Origin of the sequence: Bordetella genomosp. 5 (genome assembly GCF_002261315.1) — a bacterium.
Classification (GTDB): Bacteria; Pseudomonadota; Gammaproteobacteria; order Burkholderiales; family Burkholderiaceae_B; genus Bordetella.
This window is the reverse complement of the sequence record NZ_NEVP01000001.1, coordinates 650875-671588: the sequence shown is the minus strand read 5'-3', so window position 1 is coordinate 671588 and position 20714 is coordinate 650875. Positions and strand designations below refer to the sequence as shown.

At 67.6% G+C, this 20714-nt stretch carries 21 protein-coding genes; 12 read left to right on the top strand and 9 right to left on the bottom strand.

Annotated features, from left to right (window positions below):
* Positions 1–37: 37 nt before the first annotated feature.
* Positions 38–715 carry a methylated-DNA--[protein]-cysteine S-methyltransferase gene (locus CAL25_RS03125; protein ID WP_170948367.1) on the bottom strand — a complete coding sequence of 226 codons (678 nt, stop codon included), beginning with the start codon at positions 713–715 and terminating at the stop codon, positions 38–40.
* Positions 712–1644: a 16S rRNA (cytidine(1402)-2'-O)-methyltransferase gene (gene rsmI, locus CAL25_RS03120; RefSeq protein WP_094798457.1), complete on the bottom strand. Its 933-nt coding sequence runs from the start codon at positions 1642–1644 to the stop codon at positions 712–714. Before rsmI ends, CAL25_RS03125 begins: the two co-directional genes overlap by 4 nt.
* 43 nt (positions 1645–1687) lie before the next feature.
* Here rsmI and CAL25_RS03115 point away from each other — a divergent pair, with 43 nt between their 5' ends.
* The 4 genes from CAL25_RS03115 (at position 1688) to CAL25_RS03100 (ending at position 4124) form a co-directional block, all read left to right on the top strand.
* Positions 1688–2191 carry a YraN family protein gene (locus tag CAL25_RS03115; protein ID WP_170948366.1) on the top strand — a complete coding sequence of 168 codons (504 nt, stop codon included), beginning with the start codon at positions 1688–1690 and terminating at the stop codon, positions 2189–2191.
* A 108-nt stretch (positions 2192–2299) separates the two neighbouring features.
* Positions 2300–2893 (top strand): phosphoheptose isomerase, encoded by a 594-nt coding sequence (locus CAL25_RS03110; protein WP_170948365.1) that lies wholly within the window; start codon positions 2300–2302, stop codon positions 2891–2893.
* On the top strand, positions 2893–3633 hold the full coding sequence (locus CAL25_RS03105; protein WP_094798735.1) for a BON domain-containing protein: 741 nt from the start codon (positions 2893–2895) through the stop codon (positions 3631–3633). Before CAL25_RS03110 ends, CAL25_RS03105 begins: the two co-directional genes overlap by 1 nt.
* On the top strand, positions 3630–4124 hold the full coding sequence (locus CAL25_RS03100; protein ID WP_094798455.1) for a peroxiredoxin family protein: 495 nt from the start codon (positions 3630–3632) through the stop codon (positions 4122–4124). Before CAL25_RS03105 ends, CAL25_RS03100 begins: the two co-directional genes overlap by 4 nt.
* A gap of 102 nt (positions 4125–4226) precedes the next feature.
* Here CAL25_RS03100 and CAL25_RS03095 read toward each other — a convergent pair whose 3' ends face one another.
* On the bottom strand, positions 4227–5015 hold the full coding sequence (locus CAL25_RS03095) for a MetQ/NlpA family ABC transporter substrate-binding protein (protein ID WP_094798454.1): 789 nt from the start codon (positions 5013–5015) through the stop codon (positions 4227–4229).
* Positions 5016–5278: 263 nt separating this feature from the next.
* On the opposite strand from CAL25_RS03095, the gene argB reads away from it, so the two are divergent.
* The 5 genes from argB (at position 5279) to CAL25_RS03070 (ending at position 10447) form a co-directional block, all read left to right on the top strand.
* On the top strand, positions 5279–6181 hold the full coding sequence (gene argB, locus CAL25_RS03090) for an acetylglutamate kinase (RefSeq protein ID WP_094798453.1): 903 nt from the start codon (positions 5279–5281) through the stop codon (positions 6179–6181).
* Complete coding sequence (locus CAL25_RS03085) at positions 6181–6945, top strand: pyrimidine 5'-nucleotidase (RefSeq protein ID WP_170948364.1); 765 nt, start codon at positions 6181–6183, stop codon at positions 6943–6945. Before argB ends, CAL25_RS03085 begins: the two co-directional genes overlap by 1 nt.
* A 45-nt stretch (positions 6946–6990) precedes the next feature.
* Complete coding sequence (slmA, locus tag CAL25_RS03080; protein ID WP_094798451.1) at positions 6991–7563, top strand: nucleoid occlusion factor SlmA; 573 nt, start codon at positions 6991–6993, stop codon at positions 7561–7563.
* Positions 7564–7888: 325 nt separating this feature from the next.
* Positions 7889–9379, top strand: a complete 1491-nt coding sequence (locus CAL25_RS03075) for a DASS family sodium-coupled anion symporter (protein ID WP_094798450.1) — start codon at positions 7889–7891, stop codon at positions 9377–9379.
* 9 nt (positions 9380–9388) lie between these two features.
* Complete coding sequence (locus tag CAL25_RS03070; protein WP_094798449.1) at positions 9389–10447, top strand: Ldh family oxidoreductase; 1059 nt, start codon at positions 9389–9391, stop codon at positions 10445–10447.
* Positions 10448–10518: 71 nt separating this feature from the next.
* On the opposite strand, the gene rodA is transcribed toward CAL25_RS03070, so the two are convergent.
* The 5 genes from rodA to CAL25_RS03045 all read right to left on the bottom strand — a co-directional run bounded on the left by rodA (position 10519) and on the right by CAL25_RS03045 (position 16134).
* Entirely contained in the window at positions 10519–11655 is a 1137-nt protein-coding gene (gene rodA / locus CAL25_RS03065; protein ID WP_094798448.1) for a rod shape-determining protein RodA, read from the bottom strand.
* The gene (mrdA, locus tag CAL25_RS03060) at positions 11652–13556 is read right to left on the bottom strand and encodes a penicillin-binding protein 2 (protein WP_094798447.1); all 1905 of its coding nucleotides are present in this window, start codon (positions 13554–13556) and stop codon (positions 11652–11654) included. The genes rodA and mrdA overlap by 4 nt, the downstream gene beginning before the upstream one ends.
* Positions 13557–13566: 10 nt before the next feature.
* On the bottom strand, positions 13567–14085 hold the full coding sequence (mreD, locus tag CAL25_RS03055; protein WP_094798734.1) for a rod shape-determining protein MreD: 519 nt from the start codon (positions 14083–14085) through the stop codon (positions 13567–13569).
* A gap of 34 nt (positions 14086–14119) precedes the next feature.
* Positions 14120–15004 carry a rod shape-determining protein MreC gene (mreC, locus tag CAL25_RS03050; protein WP_094798446.1) on the bottom strand — a complete coding sequence of 295 codons (885 nt, stop codon included), beginning with the start codon at positions 15002–15004 and terminating at the stop codon, positions 14120–14122.
* Positions 15005–15090: 86 nt separating this feature from the next.
* Positions 15091–16134: a rod shape-determining protein gene (locus CAL25_RS03045; protein WP_094798445.1), complete on the bottom strand. Its 1044-nt coding sequence runs from the start codon at positions 16132–16134 to the stop codon at positions 15091–15093.
* 254 nt (positions 16135–16388) lie between these two features.
* Between CAL25_RS03045 and gatC the strand changes: the two genes are divergently transcribed.
* The 3 genes from gatC to gatB are packed head-to-tail and all read left to right on the top strand — an operon-like array spanning position 16389 to position 19731.
* A complete protein-coding gene (gene gatC, locus CAL25_RS03040; RefSeq protein WP_094798444.1) occupies positions 16389–16697 on the top strand; it encodes an Asp-tRNA(Asn)/Glu-tRNA(Gln) amidotransferase subunit GatC in 309 nt (102 codons plus the stop codon).
* Between the two features lie 3 nt (positions 16698–16700).
* On the top strand, positions 16701–18272 hold the full coding sequence (gene gatA, locus CAL25_RS03035) for an Asp-tRNA(Asn)/Glu-tRNA(Gln) amidotransferase subunit GatA (RefSeq protein ID WP_094798443.1): 1572 nt from the start codon (positions 16701–16703) through the stop codon (positions 18270–18272).
* Between the two features lies 1 nt (position 18273).
* Positions 18274–19731: an Asp-tRNA(Asn)/Glu-tRNA(Gln) amidotransferase subunit GatB gene (gatB, locus tag CAL25_RS03030; RefSeq protein WP_094798442.1), complete on the top strand. Its 1458-nt coding sequence runs from the start codon at positions 18274–18276 to the stop codon at positions 19729–19731.
* A 115-nt stretch (positions 19732–19846) separates the two neighbouring features.
* Here gatB and pyrE read toward each other — a convergent pair whose 3' ends face one another.
* Positions 19847–20521: an orotate phosphoribosyltransferase gene (gene pyrE / locus CAL25_RS03025; protein WP_094798441.1), complete on the bottom strand. Its 675-nt coding sequence runs from the start codon at positions 20519–20521 to the stop codon at positions 19847–19849.
* Positions 20522–20714: the final 193 nt, after the last annotated feature.

Here is a 20714-nt window from a genome sequence, read left to right as displayed (position 1 = left end):
CGCGTGAATCACCCGCGGCGCCTCGCAGGCGCCAGCTTCAGCGCCGTGGCGTATCCGAGCCCGCGGCGCGCGGAGCCGGTTCGTTTTCGGCCTGCAGATAGGTCGCCCAAGCCAGACTGGCGGCCGACTCGACCAGCGCCAGCTCCTGCTGGCCATCGCAGATGCGGCGCGTGCGGGCAGCATGGCCCGGATAGCGGTTGCCCTCGTGGATCAGGAGCGCGCGCTTGCGCTTGAGGCCACCGCCGAAGCCGGTGAGCGCGGTATTCCAGCCGATCACGCGATGGCACGGCACGATGATGGAGATGGGGTTGCGACCCAACGCCTGCGCCAGCGGACGCACCGAACGCGGACGCTCGATGCGGTGCGCCAGATCGCCGTAGGTGGTGGTCGTGCCGAAGGGCAGGCTCAGCAGCCCTTCCCAGACCAGACGTTGAAACGGCGTGCCGAGCGGGGCCAGCGGCAGGTCGAAAGCCTGGCGCTCGCCGGCGTACCACTCGGCCAGTTGCTCGCGGGTGCGCGCCAGCACACTCGCCTCGGCGGCGCTGTGCTCGGCCCGGCCGATGGCGGCGGCATCGCTTTGGTCGACGAACCACACCCCACACAGGCCCGCGTCGCTGGCGGCGAGGCGCATCGGTCCGAGCGGGCTGTCGATGTCGAGGGTGGCGGGTTGGGCAGCGGGATCTTCCACCCGCAACAAGGGCAGCGGTGCGGTCATTCTGCGTCTTCCTTGCGCGCCAGGGCGCGCTGATACAGGGCATCGCGCGGCAGTCCGGTGACGCGCGCGGCCACGCGCGCGGCATCGCGCACCGACACGGTCTCGAGCAAGGCGTCGAGCAATGTGTCGGTGGCGGGATCGGCCAGCGCATCGTCGGCCTCCGTGCGCGCTTCGGCATGCACGATGAGCACGAACTCACCCTGCCCACGATGCGAATCGGCGGCCAGCCACGCGGCGGCCTCGCCGAGCGGCACGGTGGCGATCTCTTCGAAGCGCTTGGTCAGCTCGCGCGCCACGGTGACCTCGCGCGCCGGTCCGCAGACCTCGAGCAGGTCCGCCAGCGTGGCGGCCAACCGATGCGGCGATTCGAACATCAGCACCGGCGCGGGCAAGGCGCACCACTGGCGCAGCCAGCGCTGCCGCGCCACCGCCTTGGGCGGCGCGAAACCGGCGAACGCGAATGCGGGATTTTCGTCGGACGTGACACCACTGCCCATCAGCGCGGTGATGACGGCGCTCGGGCCGGGCACCGGGACGACGGGGTGGCCCGCCGCGCGCACGGTGCGGACCACGCGGGCGCCGGGGTCGCTGACGGCGGGCGCGCCGGCATCGGACACCAGGGCCACGCGCTGGCCTTGCGCGAGACGCTCGCAGATGGCCTGGGCCGCCTGTGCCTCGTTGTGACGATGCGCGGCCATGAGCGGCGTGCCCACGCCCCAGGCATCGAGCAAGGTGCGGGTGGCGCGCGTGTCCTCGGCCGCGATCACATCGGCGCGGGCCAGCGCCTGCCAGGCGCGCAGCCCGAGGTCGCCGAGGTTGCCGATCGGGGTGGCGACCACGTAAAGCGTGCCGGGCGGCCAATGCTGGGCCGCGACGCGTTCGGCTACGCGGTTCCAGGCATCGCCTGCGGGTGTGACATCCGGATTCATGGGGGCTTCGACTGCGATGAAAAACCATGCCAGTGTAGCCGCCATGCGCGCTCCCCACGATCCGCCCTCGGCGGCGGCCCCATCCCCGGATCCGTCCGATAACGCTCCCTTTGCGCTCGCCCGCGAGATCCGCGAACGCGGCCCGCGCAAGCGTGCACGCCGGGCCCGGCCGGTGGCACGGACCGCCCATCTGACCGGACGCGCCATGGAGGATCGCGCGCTGGCCTGGCTGCAGGCGCACGGTCTCAAGCTGGTGGCCCGCAACGTCCGTGGCCGCCGGGGCGAGATCGACCTCGTCATGCGCGACGGCGCCACGGTGGTGCTGGTCGAGGTGCGCTCGCGCCGGGGTCCGCCCGGCGTCGCGGCCGGCAGCCTCACGCCCGCCAAGCTGGCCAGCATCGTTCGCACCGCCCGGCACTGGCTGCCGATCTGGCGCGCCCGCCACTGGCCCGGCCAGGACCCGCCGGTGCGGCTCGATGCCGTGCTGGTGCAGGAGGGGCAGGCGGAGTGGCTGCGCGATGTGCGGCTGCCCGCCGAATTGGACTGACGCGCCCCCGAAACGGCCGCGCACGGCCGCTCACAGACTTTACGCCCGCCGCGACTCCGGTTACGCGTGGACAGAAACAGAGGCTTACCGCGTGAGATAATCCGCGCCATGGATATGACCTTGCGCATGACGTCGCATTTCCGCGATGCAATCGCTCTGCACGAACAGAGCATGCACACCCTGGCCCCCACGCTGGCCACGGCGGTGGACCTGCTTTTCGCCGCTCTGGCCAACAACGGCCGGATCCTGGCCTGCGGCAATGGCGGCTCGGCCGCCGATGCGCAGCATTTCATCGCCGAGCTGGTCGGCCGTTTCGAGCGCGACCGCCTGCCGCTGGCCGGCATCGCCCTCAATACCGACACCTCGATCCTGACCGCGGTCGGCAACGACTACGGCTTCGACGAAATCTACGAACGCCAGGTCAGTGCGCTGGGCCAGCCGGGCGACGTCCTGGTGGCCATTTCCACCAGCGGCAACTCGCCCAATGTCGTGCGCGCCATGGAAGCCGCCCGCGATCGCGAAATGCACGTGATCGCCCTGACCGGCAAGGGCGGCGGCGTCATGGGGGAACTCATTACGCCGCACGACGTCCATCTATGTGTCCCGCACGACCGAACGATGCGCATCCAGGAGGTCCACATCCTGTTGCTGCACGCCCTGTGCGACGGTATCGACGCCCTACTCCTCGGAGACACCGAATGATGATGCCTTCCTCCCGAACCGCCGTACGCCCCCTGCTCGCGGCCGCCGTGCTCGCAGCCGCCGTGGCGGGTCTGTCGGCCTGCGCCCCGCTGGTCGTGGGCGGCGCCGCCGCCACCACGGCCGTCGTCGCCACCGACCGTCGCTCCTCGGGCACCCAGCTCGACGACCAGAACGCCACGTTCCGCGCCGAAACCCAGATCAGCCAGAAGCTCGGCGAGGGTGCCCGCGTCAACGCCATGGTCTACAACGGCCAGATGCTGCTCACCGGCGACGTCCCGACCGATGCTGCCCGCGCCGAGGCAGGCACGATCGCCCAGGGTGTGCAAAAAGTGCGCAGCGTGAGCAACCAGCTCACGGTCGGCCCGGCCGCATCGTTCACCACCCGCTCCAACGACACCTGGATCACGTCCAAGGTCAAAACCGCCCTGATCAATACCAAGTTCGTCCCGTCCGGCACGATCGCGGTCACGACCGACAAGGGCGTCGTTTACCTGATGGGCAAGGTCACCCAGGCCGAGAGCGAGTACGCCGCCAACGCGGCCGCCGACGTCGGCGGTGTGACGAAAGTGGTAAAACTGTTCGAGATCATCAGCCGCGATGAAGCCATTCGCCTGTCGGGCTCCGGGTCGTCCAAAGACGGCAAGGCCCCGATCGAGTCGACCACGGGCGGCACCCCGGCTCCCACGGAAAACGCGGCTCCGGCCGGCGATTCCGGCGTACAGGCAATGCCCATCAAATGAAAAAAGTCATCCTCTCGCTCGTCGTCCTGGTGGCGGCCGGCATCGGCGCCTGGTTCGTCTGGCGCCCCGCCGCGCCCGCGCCCGACGTGACCTTCACCACGCTCGAAGGCAAGCGCTTCACCACGCAGGACCTGCGCGGCAAGGTGGTGCTGGTCAAGTTCTGGGCCACCAGTTGCGTCACCTGCGTCAAGCAGATGCCGGAGGCGATCTCGGCCTACAACGAATACGCGCCCAAGGGTTACGAGGCAATCGGCGTGGCCATGCAGTACGACCCGCCCAACTATGTCGCCAACTTCGTGCAGCAGCGCAAGCTACCGTTCCCGGTCGTGATCGACGCGCAGGGCGAGATCGCCAAGGCCTTCGGCGACATCCGCCTCACGCCCACCGCGTTCCTGATCGACAAGGAAGGCCGCATCATCAAGCGCTATCTCGGCGAATACGACGTGGCCGAGTTCCACGCCACGGTCGAAAAGGCGCTGGCGGCGGGCTGACCGGCTCTGCCACTGCCCGCTCGCCGGGTCGTAAAAAAAGCCCTCGGTGCCACACTGGCGCCGAGGGCTTTTTCGTGGGGCGGCCGATCCGGCCGCCGCCGCTCAGAACGCCGGAACCACGGCGCCCTTGTACTTTTCCTGGATGAACTTCTTCACGGTCTCGCTGTGCAGCGCGTTCACGAGCTTCTTGATCTTGGGCGCGTCCTTGTCTTCCTGGCGCACGGCGACCAGGTTGGCGTAGGGCGAGTCCGCGCCTTCGATGAAGAGCGCGTCGCGGGTGGGTACCAGGCCGGCTTCCAGCGCGTAGTTGGTGTTGATCAGCGCGACGTCCACGTCATCGAGCGAACGCGGCAGCATGGCGGCCTCGAGTTCGCGGAACTTGAGCTTCTTGGGGTTTTCGACGATGTCGATCGGCGTGGCGACGATGTTGGCCGGATCCTTCAGCTTGAGCAGGCCCTGCTTCTGCAGCAGCACCAGCGCGCGGCCGCTGTTGGACGGGTCGTTGGGGATCGCGATCGTGGCGCCGTCCTTCAGATCGGCGATGCGCTTGATCTTCTTGGAATAGGCGCCGAACGGCTCGACGTGGACCAGGCCGGCCGAGACCAGGTTGGTCTTGCGATCCTTGTTGAAGGTGTCGAGGTAGGGCTGATGCTGGAAGAAATTGGCGTCGAGCTGCTTGTCGGCCAGTTGCAGGTTGGGCTGCACGTAGTCGGTGAACACCTTGATGTCGAGCTCCACGCCTTCTTTGGCCAGCACGGGCTTGACCACTTCGAGGATCTCCGCATGGGGCACCTGGGTGGCGCCGATCGTGAGCTTTTCGGCGTGCGCCGCGCCCGTGGCCAGGACCAGGGCCGATGCCACCAGGGCCGACCGGATGAAGGAGAAACGCATGATTTGCCTCGTTGATGTGTCGTGAAATACGGGGGTTGCGGCCCGCGCCGACGGGGTCCGGAAGTGTCCGCCCCATGGCCGGCCGTTGCAAAAACGACCCCAATTTACCTGAATGCCCGCCTTTTGTCGGGCATAAGGACATGGGTTTACGGCATATGACAGCCGAGGCGATTACAATCTGCCGTATGCTTGCCACCATGCCTGTCCAGACATGGGCGCAGGCATTTTTTCCACCTTTTTTTCGGCTCGTATATATCACTGCCATGACCGACACCCCCGACCCTGCCGCCGTAATGTCTCCTGCTGTCAAAGCCGCCGTTCTTTCGGAAGCCCTGCCGTATATCCGACGATTTCACGGCAAGACGATCCTGGTGAAATACGGTGGCAATGCCATGACGGAAGAACGATTGCAGCGCAGCTTCGCGCACGACGTCGTGCTGCTGAAGCTGGTGGGTCTGAATCCGGTCGTGGTGCACGGCGGCGGTCCGCAGATCGATGACGCCCTGCGCCGTATCGGCAAGCAAGGCACCTTCATCCAGGGCATGCGGGTCACCGATGCCGAGACCATGGAAGTGGTCGAGTGGGTGCTGGGCGGCCAGGTCCAGCAAGACATCGTGATGATGATCAACGAAGTCGGCGGCAAGGCCGTGGGCCTGACCGGCAAGGACGGCATGCTCATCCAGGCCCGCAAGAAGCTGATGGACAACAAGGACAACCCCAACGAGCCGATCGACATCGGCTTCGTGGGCGACATCACCCAGGTCGAGCCCGCCGTGGTCAAGGCCCTGCAGGATGACCAGTTCATTCCCGTGATCTCCCCGATCGGCTACGGCGAAGACGGCACCGCCTACAACATCAACGCCGACGTGGTCGCCGGCAAGATGGCCGAGGTGCTGGGCGCCGAAAAGCTGCTCATGATGACCAACACCCCGGGCGTGCTCGACAAGAGCGGCAAGCTGCTGCGCAGCCTGTCGGCCCAGACCATCGACGAGCTGTTCGCCGACGGCACGATCTCGGGCGGCATGCTGCCCAAGATCTCCTCGGCGCTGGATGCCGCGAAAAACGGCGTCAACTCGGTCCACATCGTCGACGGCCGCGTGCCGCACTGCCTGCTGCTGGAGATCCTGACCGACCAGGGCGTCGGCACGATGATCAGCTCGCACTGATGGCGTTACGGCGCCTTCTGCTGCGGCCCGCGGCGCGCATACGCCGCGGCCGCCGCGTGTCCGAGGCCGGCGGCGCCGGCCCCGGGCACGGTGGCCGGCTCTGGCTGTTCGATCTCGACAACACGCTGCACGACACCTCGCACGCCATCTTCCCGCAGATCGACGCGGGCATGACGCGCGCGGTCATGACGGCGCTGGGCGTCGAGGCCGACGAGGCCAACCGGCTGCGCAAGCTCTATTGGCAGCGCTACGGCGCGACCATGATCGGCCTGGTGCGCCACCATGGCGTAGACCCGCACGCGTTTCTGCGCGACAGCCATGATTTCGACGTAACCACGCTGGTGCGCGCCGAGAAAGGGCTGCCCGCCATGCTGCGCGCCCTGCCCGGGCGCAAGGTGCTGCTCACCAACGCGCCGCTCGATTACGCCCGCGCGGTGCTGCGCCACATGGGCATCCTGCGCTACTTCGACAGCCTCTGGGGCATCGAAGAGATGCGCCTGCACGGCGAGTTTCGTCCCAAGCCCTCGGCGGCGCTGCTGCGCTACGTGCTGGCGCGCGAAGGCGCCACGCCGCGCCAGACGGTGCTGGTCGAAGACACGCTCGACAATCTGCGCAGCGCGCGCCGGATCGGTCTGCGCACGGTGCATGTGTACCATCCCGGCACGCCGTTCGCCCGCGGGCACAGGTCACGACCTTCGTACGTCGACTTGCGGGTAAACTCGGTTACAGACCTGCTGCTGCGCCGCCGGCCGCTGCGCGGCTGACCCCGCGTCCCCTACCCCGTCCGTCCCGCATACCCAGCCCGTCCCATGGCGAAACCCGGCGAGAGAAAAACCCAGATCCTGCAAACGCTGGCCGAAATGCTGGAGCAGCCGCATGCCGCCCGCATCACCACGGCCGCGCTCGCCGCGCGCATGCAGGTGTCGGAGGCCGCGCTCTACCGTCATTTCGCCAGCAAGGCGCAGATGTTCGAGGGCTTGATCGAGTTCATCGAGACCACGCTGTTCACCCTGGTGAATCAGATCAGCGCGGCCGAGCCGCAGGGGCTGGGCCAGGCGCGCAAGACGGTATCGATGCTGCTGGCCTTCTCGGAACGCAACCGCGGCATGACGCGCGTGCTCACCGGCGACGCCCTCGTCACCGAAGACAACCGGCTGCAGGACCGCATCAACCACATCAACGACCGCATCGAGGCCACCTTCAAGCAGTGCCTGCGCAATGCGGTGACCGACGGCGGCCTGCCCGAAGACGCCAATGTGGCGGCGCACGCCAGCCTGCTCACGCATCTCGTGCTGGGCCGCTGGCTGCGTTATGCGCAGAGCGGCTGGCGCGTCACGCCCACCGCCATGCTCGACGACCAGCTGCGGCTGGCGCTGGGATGAGCGCGATGGCGTCGTCACCACGTCACGCTTTCCTGCCATCATCCCGGCCGATCCTGCACGCCTGTTGAAGGCGCCGCGGCGCGGTGACGGCCCGATAAGCCGGACCGGCCACGTGTCATTGGGCTTGCGGTCCGGGCGAACCGGCCAGCATAATCGCACCTGATCCGGCCCTTCAATAGCCGCTTCCGCTCGCCCTTGACCTGCATCAATGCGGGTTTTCCTTAGTACTGCCAAGCTAGTCCCGTGTTCTGACGTTGCTAGTACAGCATTTCTTACGTGGCTGGCACCGTCTTCTGACGTCGATTGACCTAGATCGGAGATGGATATGACTGCGCAAGCCGCTGTCCCTGCCCCACAAGTCCCCAAGAAGAAGATACCGATAGGCCTTGTGGCCGGCCTGCTGGCGCTCATCATCGTATTGATGCTGCCCATGCCCGCCGACCTGCCGCCCGCGGGTCATCGCATGATCGCCATCCTGGCGTTCGCGGTGGTCGTGTGGATCACCGAGGCGGTGTCGTACGAAGCCAGTGCCATCATGATCACCACCTTGATGGCCTTCCTGCTGGGCACCGCGCCCACCATCAAGAATCCCGAGGTGCTTTACGGCACCTCGGCGGCCATCAGCATGGCGCTGACCGGGTTCTCGAACTCGGCGCTCGCGCTGGTCACCGGCGCGCTGTTCATCGCGGCCGCCATGACCTTCACGGGGCTGGACCGGCGCATCGCGCTGGTCACGCTCTCGCGCATCGGCACCAGCACCACGCGGATCATGATCGGCGCGATCGCCGTCACCATCGTGCTGAGCCTGGTCGTGCCGAGCGCCACCGCGCGCAGCGCCGCCGTCGTGCCCATCATGATGGGCGTGATCGCCGCGTTCGGCGTGGACAAGCGTTCCAACATCGCCGCCGGCATCATGATCATCGTGGCCCAGGCCACCAGCATCTGGAACGTCGGCATCCAGACCGCCGCCGCCCAGAACCTGCTGACCAAGGGCTTCATGGAGAAGATGCTCGGTGACCGCGTGTCGTGGGCCGAATGGCTGATCGCCGGCGCGCCGTGGTCGGTCATCATGTCGGTCGTGCTCGTCTTCATCGTGCTCAAGCTGCTGCCCCCCGAAGCCGACAACATCGCCGGCGGCAAGGAAGCGGTGCAGGCCGAACTCGACGCGCTCGGTCCCATGACCGGTCCGCAGAAGCGCCTGCTCGGCGTGTCGCTCATGCTGCTGATGCTGTGGGCCACCGAGAAGTCGCTGCACAACTTCGACACCACCTCGACCACCTACTTCGGCCTCGTGCTGCTGCTGCTGCCGCGCTTCGGCGTGATGACATGGAAGGACGTGCAAAGCCGCATTCCGTGGGGCACCGTGATCGTGTTCGGCGTGGGTATCAGCCTGGGCACCGCCCTGCTCACCACCCAGGCCGGTCAATGGATGGGCAATCAGGTCGTGACGCACACCGGCCTGGATCACCTCGGCCCGCTCGCGATCTTCGCCATCCTGTCGGCCTTCCTGATCGTGATCCATCTGGGCTTCGCCAGCGCCACCGCGCTCACCTCGGCCATGCTGCCGATCCTGATCTCGGTGCTGGCCACGCTGCCGGGTGAATTCAACCGGCTGGGCATGACCATGCTGCTGGGCTTCGTGGTGAGCTACGGCTTCATCCTGCCCATCAACGCACCGCAGAACATGGTCTGCCTGGGTACCGAAACCTTCACCGCCAAACAGTTCGCCCGCGTCGGCATCATCATCACCATCGTCGGCTATCTGCTGATGCTGGTGTTCGGTGCCACCTACTGGCGCTGGCTGGGCTGGATGTAAGGAGTCATCATGAAAATCGCCATCAACGAAGCCATCGCCTACGGCGAGCGTCTGCTGGCCGCCCAGGGGGTGCCCGCCGACATCGCCCGCGACGTCGCCGAACACCTCGTCGAGTCCGACCGGGTGGGCTACACCAGCCACGGCCTGTCGATCCTGCCGAACTACGAACGGGTGCTGCGCGAAGGCTTCGTGCGCGCCGACGGCCGGGCCGAGCTCGTCAACGACCGCGGCACGCTGCTCGCCTTCGAGGGCAACAGCGGCTTCGGCCAGCACGTGGGCAAGACCGCCATCCAGCAGGCCATCGCGCGCACGGCCGAGCATGGCCAGTGCATCCTGACCCTGCGCAACACGCACCACCTGGGGCGCATGGGCTACTACGGCGAGATGGTCGCCGCGGCCGGCCAGATCCTGCTGGCCTTCACCAACGTGATCAACCGGTCGCCCACCGTGGCGCCGTTCGGCGGCGCGCGCGCCTGCCTCACGACCAATCCGCTGTGCTTCGCCGGCCCGCTGCCGGGCGGCCGGCCGCCGATCCTGGTCGACATGGCCACCAGCTCCATCGCGGTCAACAAGGCCCGCGTGCTGGCGACCAACGGCCAGCCGGCGCCCGCCGGCGCGCTGATCGATGCGCAGGGCAATCCCACCACGGATCCGGGCGCGCTGTTCACCGATCCCCCCGGCGCGCTGCTGCCCTTCGGCGGTCACAAGGGTTATGCGCTCGGCCTCGTGGCCGAGCTGCTGGCCGGCGTGCTGTCGGGTGGCGGCACGATCCAGCCGGAGCATCCGCGCAATGGCGTGGCGACCAACAACATGTTCGCCATTCTGCTCGATCCGCAGGTCGATTTCGACGCCGACTGGCGCACGCAGGAGGTCGGCGCGTTCATCGACTACCTGCAGGCCTGCCCGCCCCAGCCGGGCGTCGACCGGGTGCAGTACCCGGGCGAGTACGAGGCCCACAATCGCGAGCTGAACCGCGATGCGCTGACCTTCGCGCCCGCCATCTGGGACACGATGCTGAAGCTGGGCGACACCCTGGGCGTGGCACCGCCCAGCGTCTACGCCGAGTAGTCCGCGTCACGCACGTGAAGAAAGCACAACGGCGCCCTCGGGCGCCGTTGCTTTTGCGCGGAGCCGGAACGTCAGGTCTTGCGCGCGCGGTGCCGGCTGATACTCATGAGAATGCCGCAGGCGATCCCCATGGTGAGCAAGGCCGTGCCGCCATAACTCATGAAGGGCAAGGGCACGCCCACCACCGGCAGAATGCCGGTCACCATCCCGACGTTCACGAACACATAGATGAACATCATCATCGTGACCGACCCCGCCAATAAGCGCCCGAACTGGGTCGCGCTGCGCGAGGCGATGGCCAGGCCGCGCGCCATCAGCAGGCCGTAGAGCACGAGCAGCGCCACCCCGCCGTACAGGCCGAACTCTTCGGCGTAGACCGCGAAGATGAAGTCGGTGGTGCGCTCCGGAATGAAGTCGAGGTGGGTCTGCGTGCCTTGCATGTAGCCCTTGCCGTACAGCCCGCCCGAGCCCACCGCGATCATCGACTGGATCGTGTGAAAGCCCTTGCCCAAGGGATCGGAGCTGGGGTTGAGCAGCGTGCAGACCCGGTGCTTCTGGTATTCGTGCAGCACGACCCAGTCGACGTCCGGCTCGCAGAGCTGGTCTTCGTAGTAGACCAGCGTGCCCAATCCGACGATGCCGGCCACCATCACCGGCACCAGCAGCTTGAAGGACAGGCCGGCGAAGTAGATCACGAAGAAACCGGCGCCGAACACCAGCAGCGCCGTGCCCAGATCGGGCTGCAGCACGATCAGGCCGAACGGCACGATGAGCATCGCGGCCGCCACGAAGAAGTCGCGGATGCGCACCTGCCCTTCGTGCCGCTGGAAGTACCAGGCCAGCATCATGGGCACGGCGATCTTCATCATCTCGGAAGGCTGGATGCGCGTCACGCCCAGGTTGAGCCAGCGCGTCGCGCCCTTGCTGGTTTCGCCGGCGAACTCGACGCCGAGCAGCAGCACCACCCCGACCGCATAGAACGGCAAGGCCAGCTTCATGAGGGTCTGGGGGGGCACCAGGGCCATGGCCCACATGGCCACGAAGGCGATCGTGAAATTGCGCGACTGCTCGGCGAAGCGCCAATCGGTGCCGCCCACGGCGGAATGCATCACCGTGAGACCGAGCGCGGCGAACAGCACCAGCACGAACAGCAGCGGCCAGTCGAACGCGGTGAACACGCGCAGCAGGATGAGCCCGATGCGCTTCATTGCGCGTTCTCCGCGACCGCCGCGGCCTTGGCGCCACGCTCGATCTTGTCTTCACGCTCGGTGCTGAGCCAGTAGTCCATCACCGTGCGCGCCACCGGCGCGGCCGCGCTCGCACCCCAGCCGGCGTTCTCGACGATCAGCGACACCGCGATGCGGGGATGCTCCGCGGGCGCGAATCCCATGAACAGCGCGTGATCGCGCAGGCGTTCGTCGATCGCGTTGGCCCGGTACTGGCCCCCGCGCAGGCTGAACACCTGCGCCGTGCCGGTCTTGCCGGCGGCCTGATAGGGCGCGTTGGCGAAGGCGCGGCGCGCGGTGCCCGACCGGATCACGTCGGCCATGGCGTGCTTGATGACGTCGACGTTGGCCTGCTTGAGCGGAATGCGGTAGTCCGGGGCCGACGGCGTGGCCGTGATCATCAGCGAGCGGGCGTCACGCACCGCGTGCACCAGATGCGGCCTGCGGTACAGGCCGTTGTTGGCCAGCGTGGAGGTCGCCTGCGCCAGCTGCAGCAGCGTGAACGAGTTATAGCCCTGGCCCACCGCCACCGAGATGGTTTCGCCGGCATACCAGCGCTGGCGCTCGCGATCCTTGTAGGCACGGCGCTTCCAGTCGGTTGAGGGCAGCACGCCCGCCTTCTCGCCTTCGAGATCGATGCCGGTGATCTGGCCGAATCCGAATTGCTTGGAGAAATCGTGCAGCGCGTTGACCCCGATCTCGGGGCCCAGCGAATAGAAGTAGGTATCGGAAGAAACCACGATGGCCTTGTGCATGTCGGTCATGCCGAACACCGCACCGGCGGCATTGCGGAAGCGCTGGCCGCCGAACTCGTAGTAGCCGGGATCCGGGAAACGATCGGTGGCGCGGCGCTTGTTGAGCTCGAGCGCGGCGAGCGCCACGAAGGGCTTGTAGGTCGAGCCGATCGGATAGGTGCCGTACAGCGGCCGGTTGATCAGCGGATGGTCGGGCGATTCGTTGAGACGGCGCCAGTTTTCGACATCGATACCGTCGACGAACAGGTTGGGGTCGAACGAGGGCTGCGACACGAAGGCCAGCACTTCGCCCGTGTCGGGATCGATGGCGACCAGCGCGCCACGCCGGCCTTCGAAGGCTTTCTCGGCGATGCGCTGCAGGTTCAGGTCGATCGACAGCATGATGTCGGAACCCGGCACCGGATCGATGCGGCGCAAGGTGCGCACGGGCCGCCCGGTGGCCGTCACCTCGACCTCTTCCAGACCGGTGCGCCCGTGCAGCGTTTCTTCCCAGGTTTTTTCGATGCCCTTCTTGCCGATGACATCGGTACCGCGATAGTTGCCCGCGCGGCCGGTGCGCTCGAGTTCTTCCTGGTCGCCGTCGGCGATGCGGCCGATGAAGCCCACGACGTGCGCGGCGGCCTCGCCCTGCGGATATTCGCGCACCCAGCGCGCGCGCAGCTCGACGCCCGGAAACTCGAACGCGTGCGCCGAGAACCAGGCGGCCTCGGTCTCGTTGAGGTTGTTGCGCAGCACGAGGCTCGCGTAGCGGCTGGACTCCTGCACGCGCCGCTTGAAGCGGCGCTGATCGGCCGGCGACACGTACAGCACCGGCGTCAGGCGCGAGAACAGGTCGTCGATCGAGCTGCCGATGTTGGCCGGCACGACCTCGATGGTGTAGGTGCGGTAGTTGCGCGCGAGCACCACGCCGTTGCGGTCGAGGATTTCGCCACGACGCGGCGGAATCGGCTGGACGGCGATGCGGTTGCGGTCGGCGCGTTCGGAATAGCCTTCGAAGCGCTCGACCTGCAGGAACCAGAAGCGCGAGATCAGAAGGCCGAAGCAGACCAGGGCAAAGAGCCCGCCCACCCAGGCGCGCAGCTTGAAGCGTTGCTTCTGCTGCTGGCCGGTCTTCTTGAACTCGAACATGCGAGACGCCTCAGACGGCGGAAGACTCGACGTCGTCGTAACGTCGTTGGGGCAGGTGCAGCACCCAGCCACCGAGCGGCCAGATGGCCGCGGTCAGGAGAGCGCCGAGGGCCCATTGCCAGCCCGGCCAGGCGCCGGCCAGCCAGGCCATGATGAGCTGGCTGACCAGTTGGGCCACGAAGAACACGGGCAGCATGTGCATGGCCTGGCTCCAGAGATCGAAACGCTGGAGCCGGCGGTGCAGCGCGAAGGCGCCGTACGCCACGAGGGTGTACGAGAGGGCATGGCCGCCGAGCAGACCGGCATCGTGCACGTCGAGCAGCAGCCCGAAGATGAACGCCGCCACCATGCCCACGCGGCGCGGCTCGTGGGCGCACCAGAAGGCGATGACGAGGGCCAGCACGTCGGGCGCACCCGCCCACTGGCGCCAGGGCAGGAGCGAGGCCAGCCAGACCAGCAACAGCGTGCCCCACACGAAGGCGCCATGCGCGGCGTGCGCGAGGCGCTCGGGCTCGACGTTGCTGGGCATGCCCAGGGCGCGGCGGCCCCGGCTGGCGTCGTGCTTACTTTCCGCCACCGTCGGCCTCCTGTCGATTCAGTTCAGCGCGCGCCACGTCGACCTGCAGAACCAGGAAGTGGCGATAGCGCTCGGGATGAGCCAGCGGCTCGGACAACGCGCGGGCAAAGCCGGACGCGGTATCGCGCTCGACCGACGCGACCTTGGCCACCGGCAGGCCGGCCGGGAACAGCCCGCCCACGCCGCTGGTGACGATGGTATCGCCGGCCTTGATGTCGGCGTTGGCCGCAAGATAGCGAACCTCGATGACGCCGGGGGTGTTACTGCCGAAGGCAATCAGACGCAGCCCGTTGCGCAGCACCTGCACCGGGATCGAGACGCGCTCGTCGGTGACCAGCGCGGCCTCGGCCGTCATGGGCGTGGTGCGCACGATTTGCCCGACCACGCCGCCTTCGTCGATCACGGGCATGCCAGGCTGCAGACCGGCGTTGCTGCCCTTATTGAACACCAGACGCTGATGAAATGCATTGGGCGGCTCGTAGAGCACCTCGACGACCACCGCCGACTGGGTGATGTTGTCGGTGACACCGAGCAGGCGGCGCAATTGGGAATTCTCGGCGGCCAGCTGCACGGCATGCGTGGCGACCTGGGCCAGCTCGATGCGCTGGCGCTGCAACGCTTCGTTTTCGCTGCGGATCATGTTGGCCGCATTGACCCATTCGTCGACCTGCTGGACGAGGTCGCGCGGTGCCATGACGGCACGCTGGAACGGATAGAGGGCCACGGAGACGGCGCGGCGTACCGGTTCGAGGATGCGCAGTTGCGAATCCACGCCCATCAGGACGAGCGCCATCAGGACCAGGACGGCCAGCCTCACCTCGGCCGGCGGGCCGCGGCGAAATAGCGGTGGGGTCGTCCCTTGTCGTTGCATGAAATACTCAGCCCGGGCAGTGCGGCCCGGTGCTGCCATGCTGTCCGGTGCCGCCGCAAAGGCGGCATCCGGTCAGCCGCACGGGCTTAGTCGTTGATGAAAATGGCGCCGAGCTTTTCAAGGTGCTCGAGCGCTTCGCCGCAACCACGCACCACGCAGGTCAGGGGATCGTCGGCCACCACGACGGGCAGACCGGTTTCTTCCTGGAGCAGGCGATCCAGATCGCGCAACAGTGCGCCACCGCCGGTCAGGGCGATGCCCTTGTCGGTGATGTCGGCGCCGAGTTCGGGCGGGGTCTGTTCGAGCGCGATCTTGACGGCCGAGACGATCTGGTTGAGCGGATCGGTCAGGGACTCGAGGATCTCGTTGGACGACACCGTGAAGCTGCGCGGCACGCCTTCGGCCAGATTGCGGCCCTTGACCTCGATCTCGCGGACTTCGGAGCCCGGGAAGGCCGAGCCGATTTCCTTCTTGATGAGTTCGGCGGTGGGTTCGCCGATCAGCATGCCATAGTTGCGGCGGATGTAGTTGACGATGGCTTCGTCGAACTTGTCACCGCCGACGCGCACGGAGCCCTTGTAAACCATGCCGCCCAGCGAAATCACGGCCACTTCGGTGGTGCCGCCGCCGATGTCGACGACCATCGAGCCGCTGGCATCGGACACCGCCAGGCCGGCGCCGATCGCGGCGGCCATGGGCTCTTCGATGAGGTAGACGTGCGACGCGCCGGCGCCGAGCGCCGACTCGCGAATCGCGCGGCGCTCGACCTGGGTCGAACCGCAGGGCACGCACACGATGATGCGCGGGCTGGGCGCGAGCATGTTGCGGGGGTGCACCATGCGGATGAACTGCTTGAGCATCTGCTCGGTGACCGTGAAGTCGGCGATGACGCCGTCTTTCATGGGGCGGATGGCTTCGATGTTGCCCGGCACGCGGCCCAGCATCTGCTTGGCTTCCTGGCCCACGGCCTGGATGATTTTCTTGCCGTTGGGGCCGCCTTCGTGACGAATGGCGACCACCGAAGGTTCGTCCAGCACGATGCCCTTGCCCCGGACGTAAATCAGCGTGTTGGCGGTACCGAGGTCGATCGCCATATCGCTGGAAAAATAACTACGGAGGAATCCGAACATGGGAGCTCAGCTAGATTCAGGTATTAGAGGTGACGCCACGCGGCGCGGCAACCCGGGGGCACAAACGCGAGTTCTGGCCTCGGTTCGGTATTGGGTCCGCCTGACTGCAGCGATTAAACCGTGAATCATAACTTATAATTTCACCGGAAATAGCGCTTAAATGCAGGCTATTCAAGCTTTGTAACGGGTTGGCCCTGTGCATACTGCCAGCTCCGCCATTCCGTCACACCCCCCTTCATTTTGGTCTTCTTTCCATGGCGCTCACCGCACAAGACGTGGCCCGCATTGCCCGGCTGGCCCGCATCGAATTGACCCCCGAACAGCAGGACACGGCTCAGGCCGAGCTCAATGGCATCCTGGACCTGATCGAGAAGCTGCAGGCCGTCGACACCACCGGCGTGGAGCCGCTCGCCCACCCGCTGTCGGCGCACGAAGACATCGTCCTGCGCCTGCGCGACGACGCCCCCACCGAACCGGCCACGGCCGAGCGCCGCGCCGAACTGCTGGCCAACGCCCCGGCCGAGGCCGACGGGCTGTTCCTGGTACCCAAGGTTATCGAGTAAGTCATGGCTAAACCCGCATTGCATACCGAGATCGGCGACATCGCCGCCCAGCGCGCCGCGCTGGCCGCGCGCAAGGTGAGCGCCGTCGAACTGGCCCAGAGCGCGCTGGCGGCCGCCGAAGCGGCCGCGCCGCTCAACGCGTTCCTGCACATCGACACCGAGCTCACGCTGGCCCAGGCCCGCGCGGCCGATGCCGCCCTGGCTCAGGGCACGGCTGGCCCGCTCGCCGGCATCCCCATCGCCCACAAAGACGCGTTCGTCACGCGCCAGTGGCGTACCACCGCCGGCAGCCGCATGCTCGAGGGCTACGTCAGCCCGTTCGACGCCACGGTGGTCGAGCGCCTGGAGGCGGCCGGTGCCGTCTCGCTGGGCAAGCTCAATTGCGACGAGTTCGCCATGGGTTCGGGCAACGAAAACTCCGCCTACGGCGTGGTCCGCAATCCGTGGGATACGCAGGCCGTGCCGGGCGGTTCGTCGGGCGGCTCCGCCGCGGCCGTGGCCGCACGTCTCGTCGCCGCCACCACCGGCACCGACACCGGCGGTTCGGTGCGCCAGCCCGCCGCCCTGTGCGGCGTGAGCGGCATCAAGCCCACCTACGGCACCGTGTCGCGCTTCGGCATGGTGGCGTTCGGCTCCAGCCTGGACCAGGCGGGTCCGCTGGCCCCCAGCGCCCGCGATCTGGTCGAGTTGCTCGATCCCATGAGCGGCTTCGATCCGCGCGACGCCACCAGCCTCGAAACCTGCGACGGCGAGACCAACGCCCCCGGCCGCGTGCGCGCCGCGTTCGACCGTGCGGCCCAAGGCTATGACGCCGCCGGCAGCCAGCCGCTGAAGGGCCTGCGCATTGGCGTGCCCGCCGAATATTTCGGCGCCGGCCTGGCGCCCGACGTCGCCGCCGCGGTCGACGCCGCGCTGGCACAGTTCGAACAGCTCGGCGCCGAGCGCGTGTCGATCTCGCTGCCGCGCACCGAGCTCGCCATCCCCGCCTACTACGTGATCGCGCCGGCCGAAGCCTCGAGCAACCTGGCCCGCTACGACGGCGTGCGCTACGGCCATCGCACCACCAATCTCGACAGCGTGAGCTATGGCGGCGGCAAGACCATCGACAACAAGCTCGAGGTCATGATCAGCCGCTCGCGCGCCGAGGGTTTCGGCGCCGAGGTCAAGCGCCGCATCCTGATCGGCGCCTACGTGCTGTCGCACGGCTATTACGACGCCTACTACCTGCAGGCACAGCGCCTGCGCCGCATGATCGCGCAGGATTTCCAGCGCGCCTTCGCCGGCCAGTGCGACGTGATCATGGGCCCGGTCACCCCGACCGTGGCCAAGAACATCGGCGACAACCGCGACGATCCGACCGCCGACTGGCTGGCCGACATCTACACGCTGGGCGTGAGCCTCGCGGGCCTGCCCGCGATGTCCGTGCCCTGCGGCTTCGGCGCCGACGGCCGCCGTCCGGTGGGTCTGCAGATCATCGGCAACTACTTCGACGAAGGCCGTTTGCTCGCCCTCGCCGACCGCTATCAACAAGTGACCGACTGGCATCAACGCACGCCGGCAACGCAGGACGCCTGACATGAACTGGGAAATCGTCATCGGCCTGGAAACCCACGCCCAGCTTTCCACCGACTCCAAGATCTTCTCGGGCAGCAGCACCCGCTTCGGCGCGGCGCCCAACACGCAGGCCAACGTCGTCGACCTGGCCCTGCCCGGCAGCCTGCCCGTGATGAACCGCGGCGCCGCCGAGCGCGCGATCCGCTTCGGCCTGGCCGTGGGCGCGACCATCGCACCGCGCTCGGTCTTCGCCCGCAAGAATTACTTCTACCCCGACCTGCCCAAGGGCTACCAGATCAGCCAGTACGAGCTGCCGGTGGTCCAGGGCGGCTCGATCTCGTTCTTCGTGGGCGAACAGGAGCACACGGTCGAGCTGACCCGCGCTCACCTCGAAGAAGACGCCGGCAAGTCGCTGCACGATGAGCTGTCCCTGCCCGACGGCCGCCCGGCCAGCGGCGTGGACCTGAACCGCGCCGGCACGCCGCTGCTCGAGATCGTGACCGAGCCGGTCATGCGTTCGGCCGCCGAAGCCGTGGCCTATGCCCGCGCGCTGCACAGCCTGGTCGTCTGGCTCGGCATCTGCGACGGCAACATGCAGGAAGGCTCGTTCCGCTGCGACGCCAACGTGTCCGTGCGCCCGGTCGGCCAGGCCGAGTTCGGCACCCGCACCGAGATCAAGAACGTCAACTCGTTCCGCTTCCTGGAGCGCGCCATTCTGTTCGAGGCGCGCCGCCAGATCGATCTGATCGAAGACGGCGGCACCGTCGTCCAGGAAACCCGTCTGTACGACGCGGATGCCGACGAAACCCGCAGCATGCGCAGCAAGGAAGACGCGCACGACTACCGCTACTTCCCGGATCCCGACCTGCCCCCGCTCGTGATCGGCGCCGACTGGATCGAGCAGGTGCGCGCCACCATGCCCGAGCTGCCCGCCGCGCTGCGCGCGCGCTTCGAGGCCGACTTCGGTCTGCCCGCCTACGATGCGGCGCAGCTCAGCACGAGCCGCGATCTCGCCGCGTACTTCGAAGCGGTGGCCCGCGCGCTGCCGGCCGGTCAGGCCAAGCTCGCGGCCAACTGGATCATGGGCGAGGTGTCGGCCACGCTCAACCGCGAAGAAAAAGACCTCGCCGACGCGCCGGTGCAGGCGCCCGCGCTGGCGCTGCTGATCAACCGCATCGTCGACGGCACGATCTCGAACAAGATCGCCCGTGATGTTTTCGCCAAGATGTGGGCCGGCGAAAACGGCGGCGATCCCGACGCGATCATCGAGGCCAACGGCTGGAAGCAGATCAGCGACACGGGCGCGATCGGCGGCATGATCGACGAGGTCCTGGCGGCCAATCCGGCCATCGTGGCCGAGTACCGAGCGGGCAAGCAGAAGGCGTTCAACTCGCTCGTGGGCCAGATCATGAAGGCAGCCCGCGGCAAGGCCAACCCGCAGCAGGTCAACGATCTGCTCAAGCAAAAGCTCGACGCCTGACGACGACGGCCGGCGCCTCGCGCCGCGCCGACGTGAAGAGGCCGCCGCCCGTTGCCGGGCCGGCGGCCTTTTTTTTTCGTGGGTCAGTGGCCGCAGCCACGGACGCCGGCGTCGATCAGACGCCGTATTTGTCGCGATAGGCCTGCACCGCGTCGCGATGCTGCGCGAATTGCGCGTCGTCCTGGAGCAGCGCCATGATGTCGGCCAGCGAGGCGATGCTCACCACGGGGATGCCGTAGGTGCGCGCGACGTCCTGCACGGCGGAGTGCGGCGAGAGCGCGTCGTCGGCGCCGGCGCGTTCCATGCGGTCCATGGCGATCAGCACGGCGGCCGGCTGCGCGCCCGCGGCGCGGATGATCTCGACCGACTCGCGTACCGAGGTGCCGGCGGTGATCACGTCGTCGATGATGACGACACGGCCCGCGAGCGGCGCGCCGACCAGCGTGCCGCCTTCGCCGTGATCCTTGGCTTCTTTGCGGTTATAGGCAAACGGAAAATCGCGGCCCTGAGCCTGCGGATGCGCGGCCAGCGCCACCGAGGTCGCGGTGGCCAGCGGGATGCCCTTGTAGGCCGGCCCGAACAGCATGTCGAACTCGACGCCCGACTCGAGCAGCGCCTGCGCATAGAACTGCGCCAGCTGGCCCACCGAGCGGCCGGTGTTGAACAGGCCGGCATTGAAGAAGTACGGGCTGGTGCGCCCCGACTTGACCTTGAAGCTGCCGAATCGCAGCACGCTCTCGTCGAGCGCGAATCGAACGAATTGAAGGGCGGTGGAGGCGGCGGCGGACATGCGGGGGATTCCTGGCAGAGGGGTGACGAAACCCCGCCATTATCCGCGATCCGGGCACTTTTCGCCTGGCAGCGGCAGACAGGCCGCATCGGGGCGCATGGCCGCCACGCGTCGGGACACCGTGGTCGGCAATGGGCTCGCCCCGGGCGCGCGCCGCGCTGCGCCGGCGCTGCACCCGCGCCGCCCCCCGGGC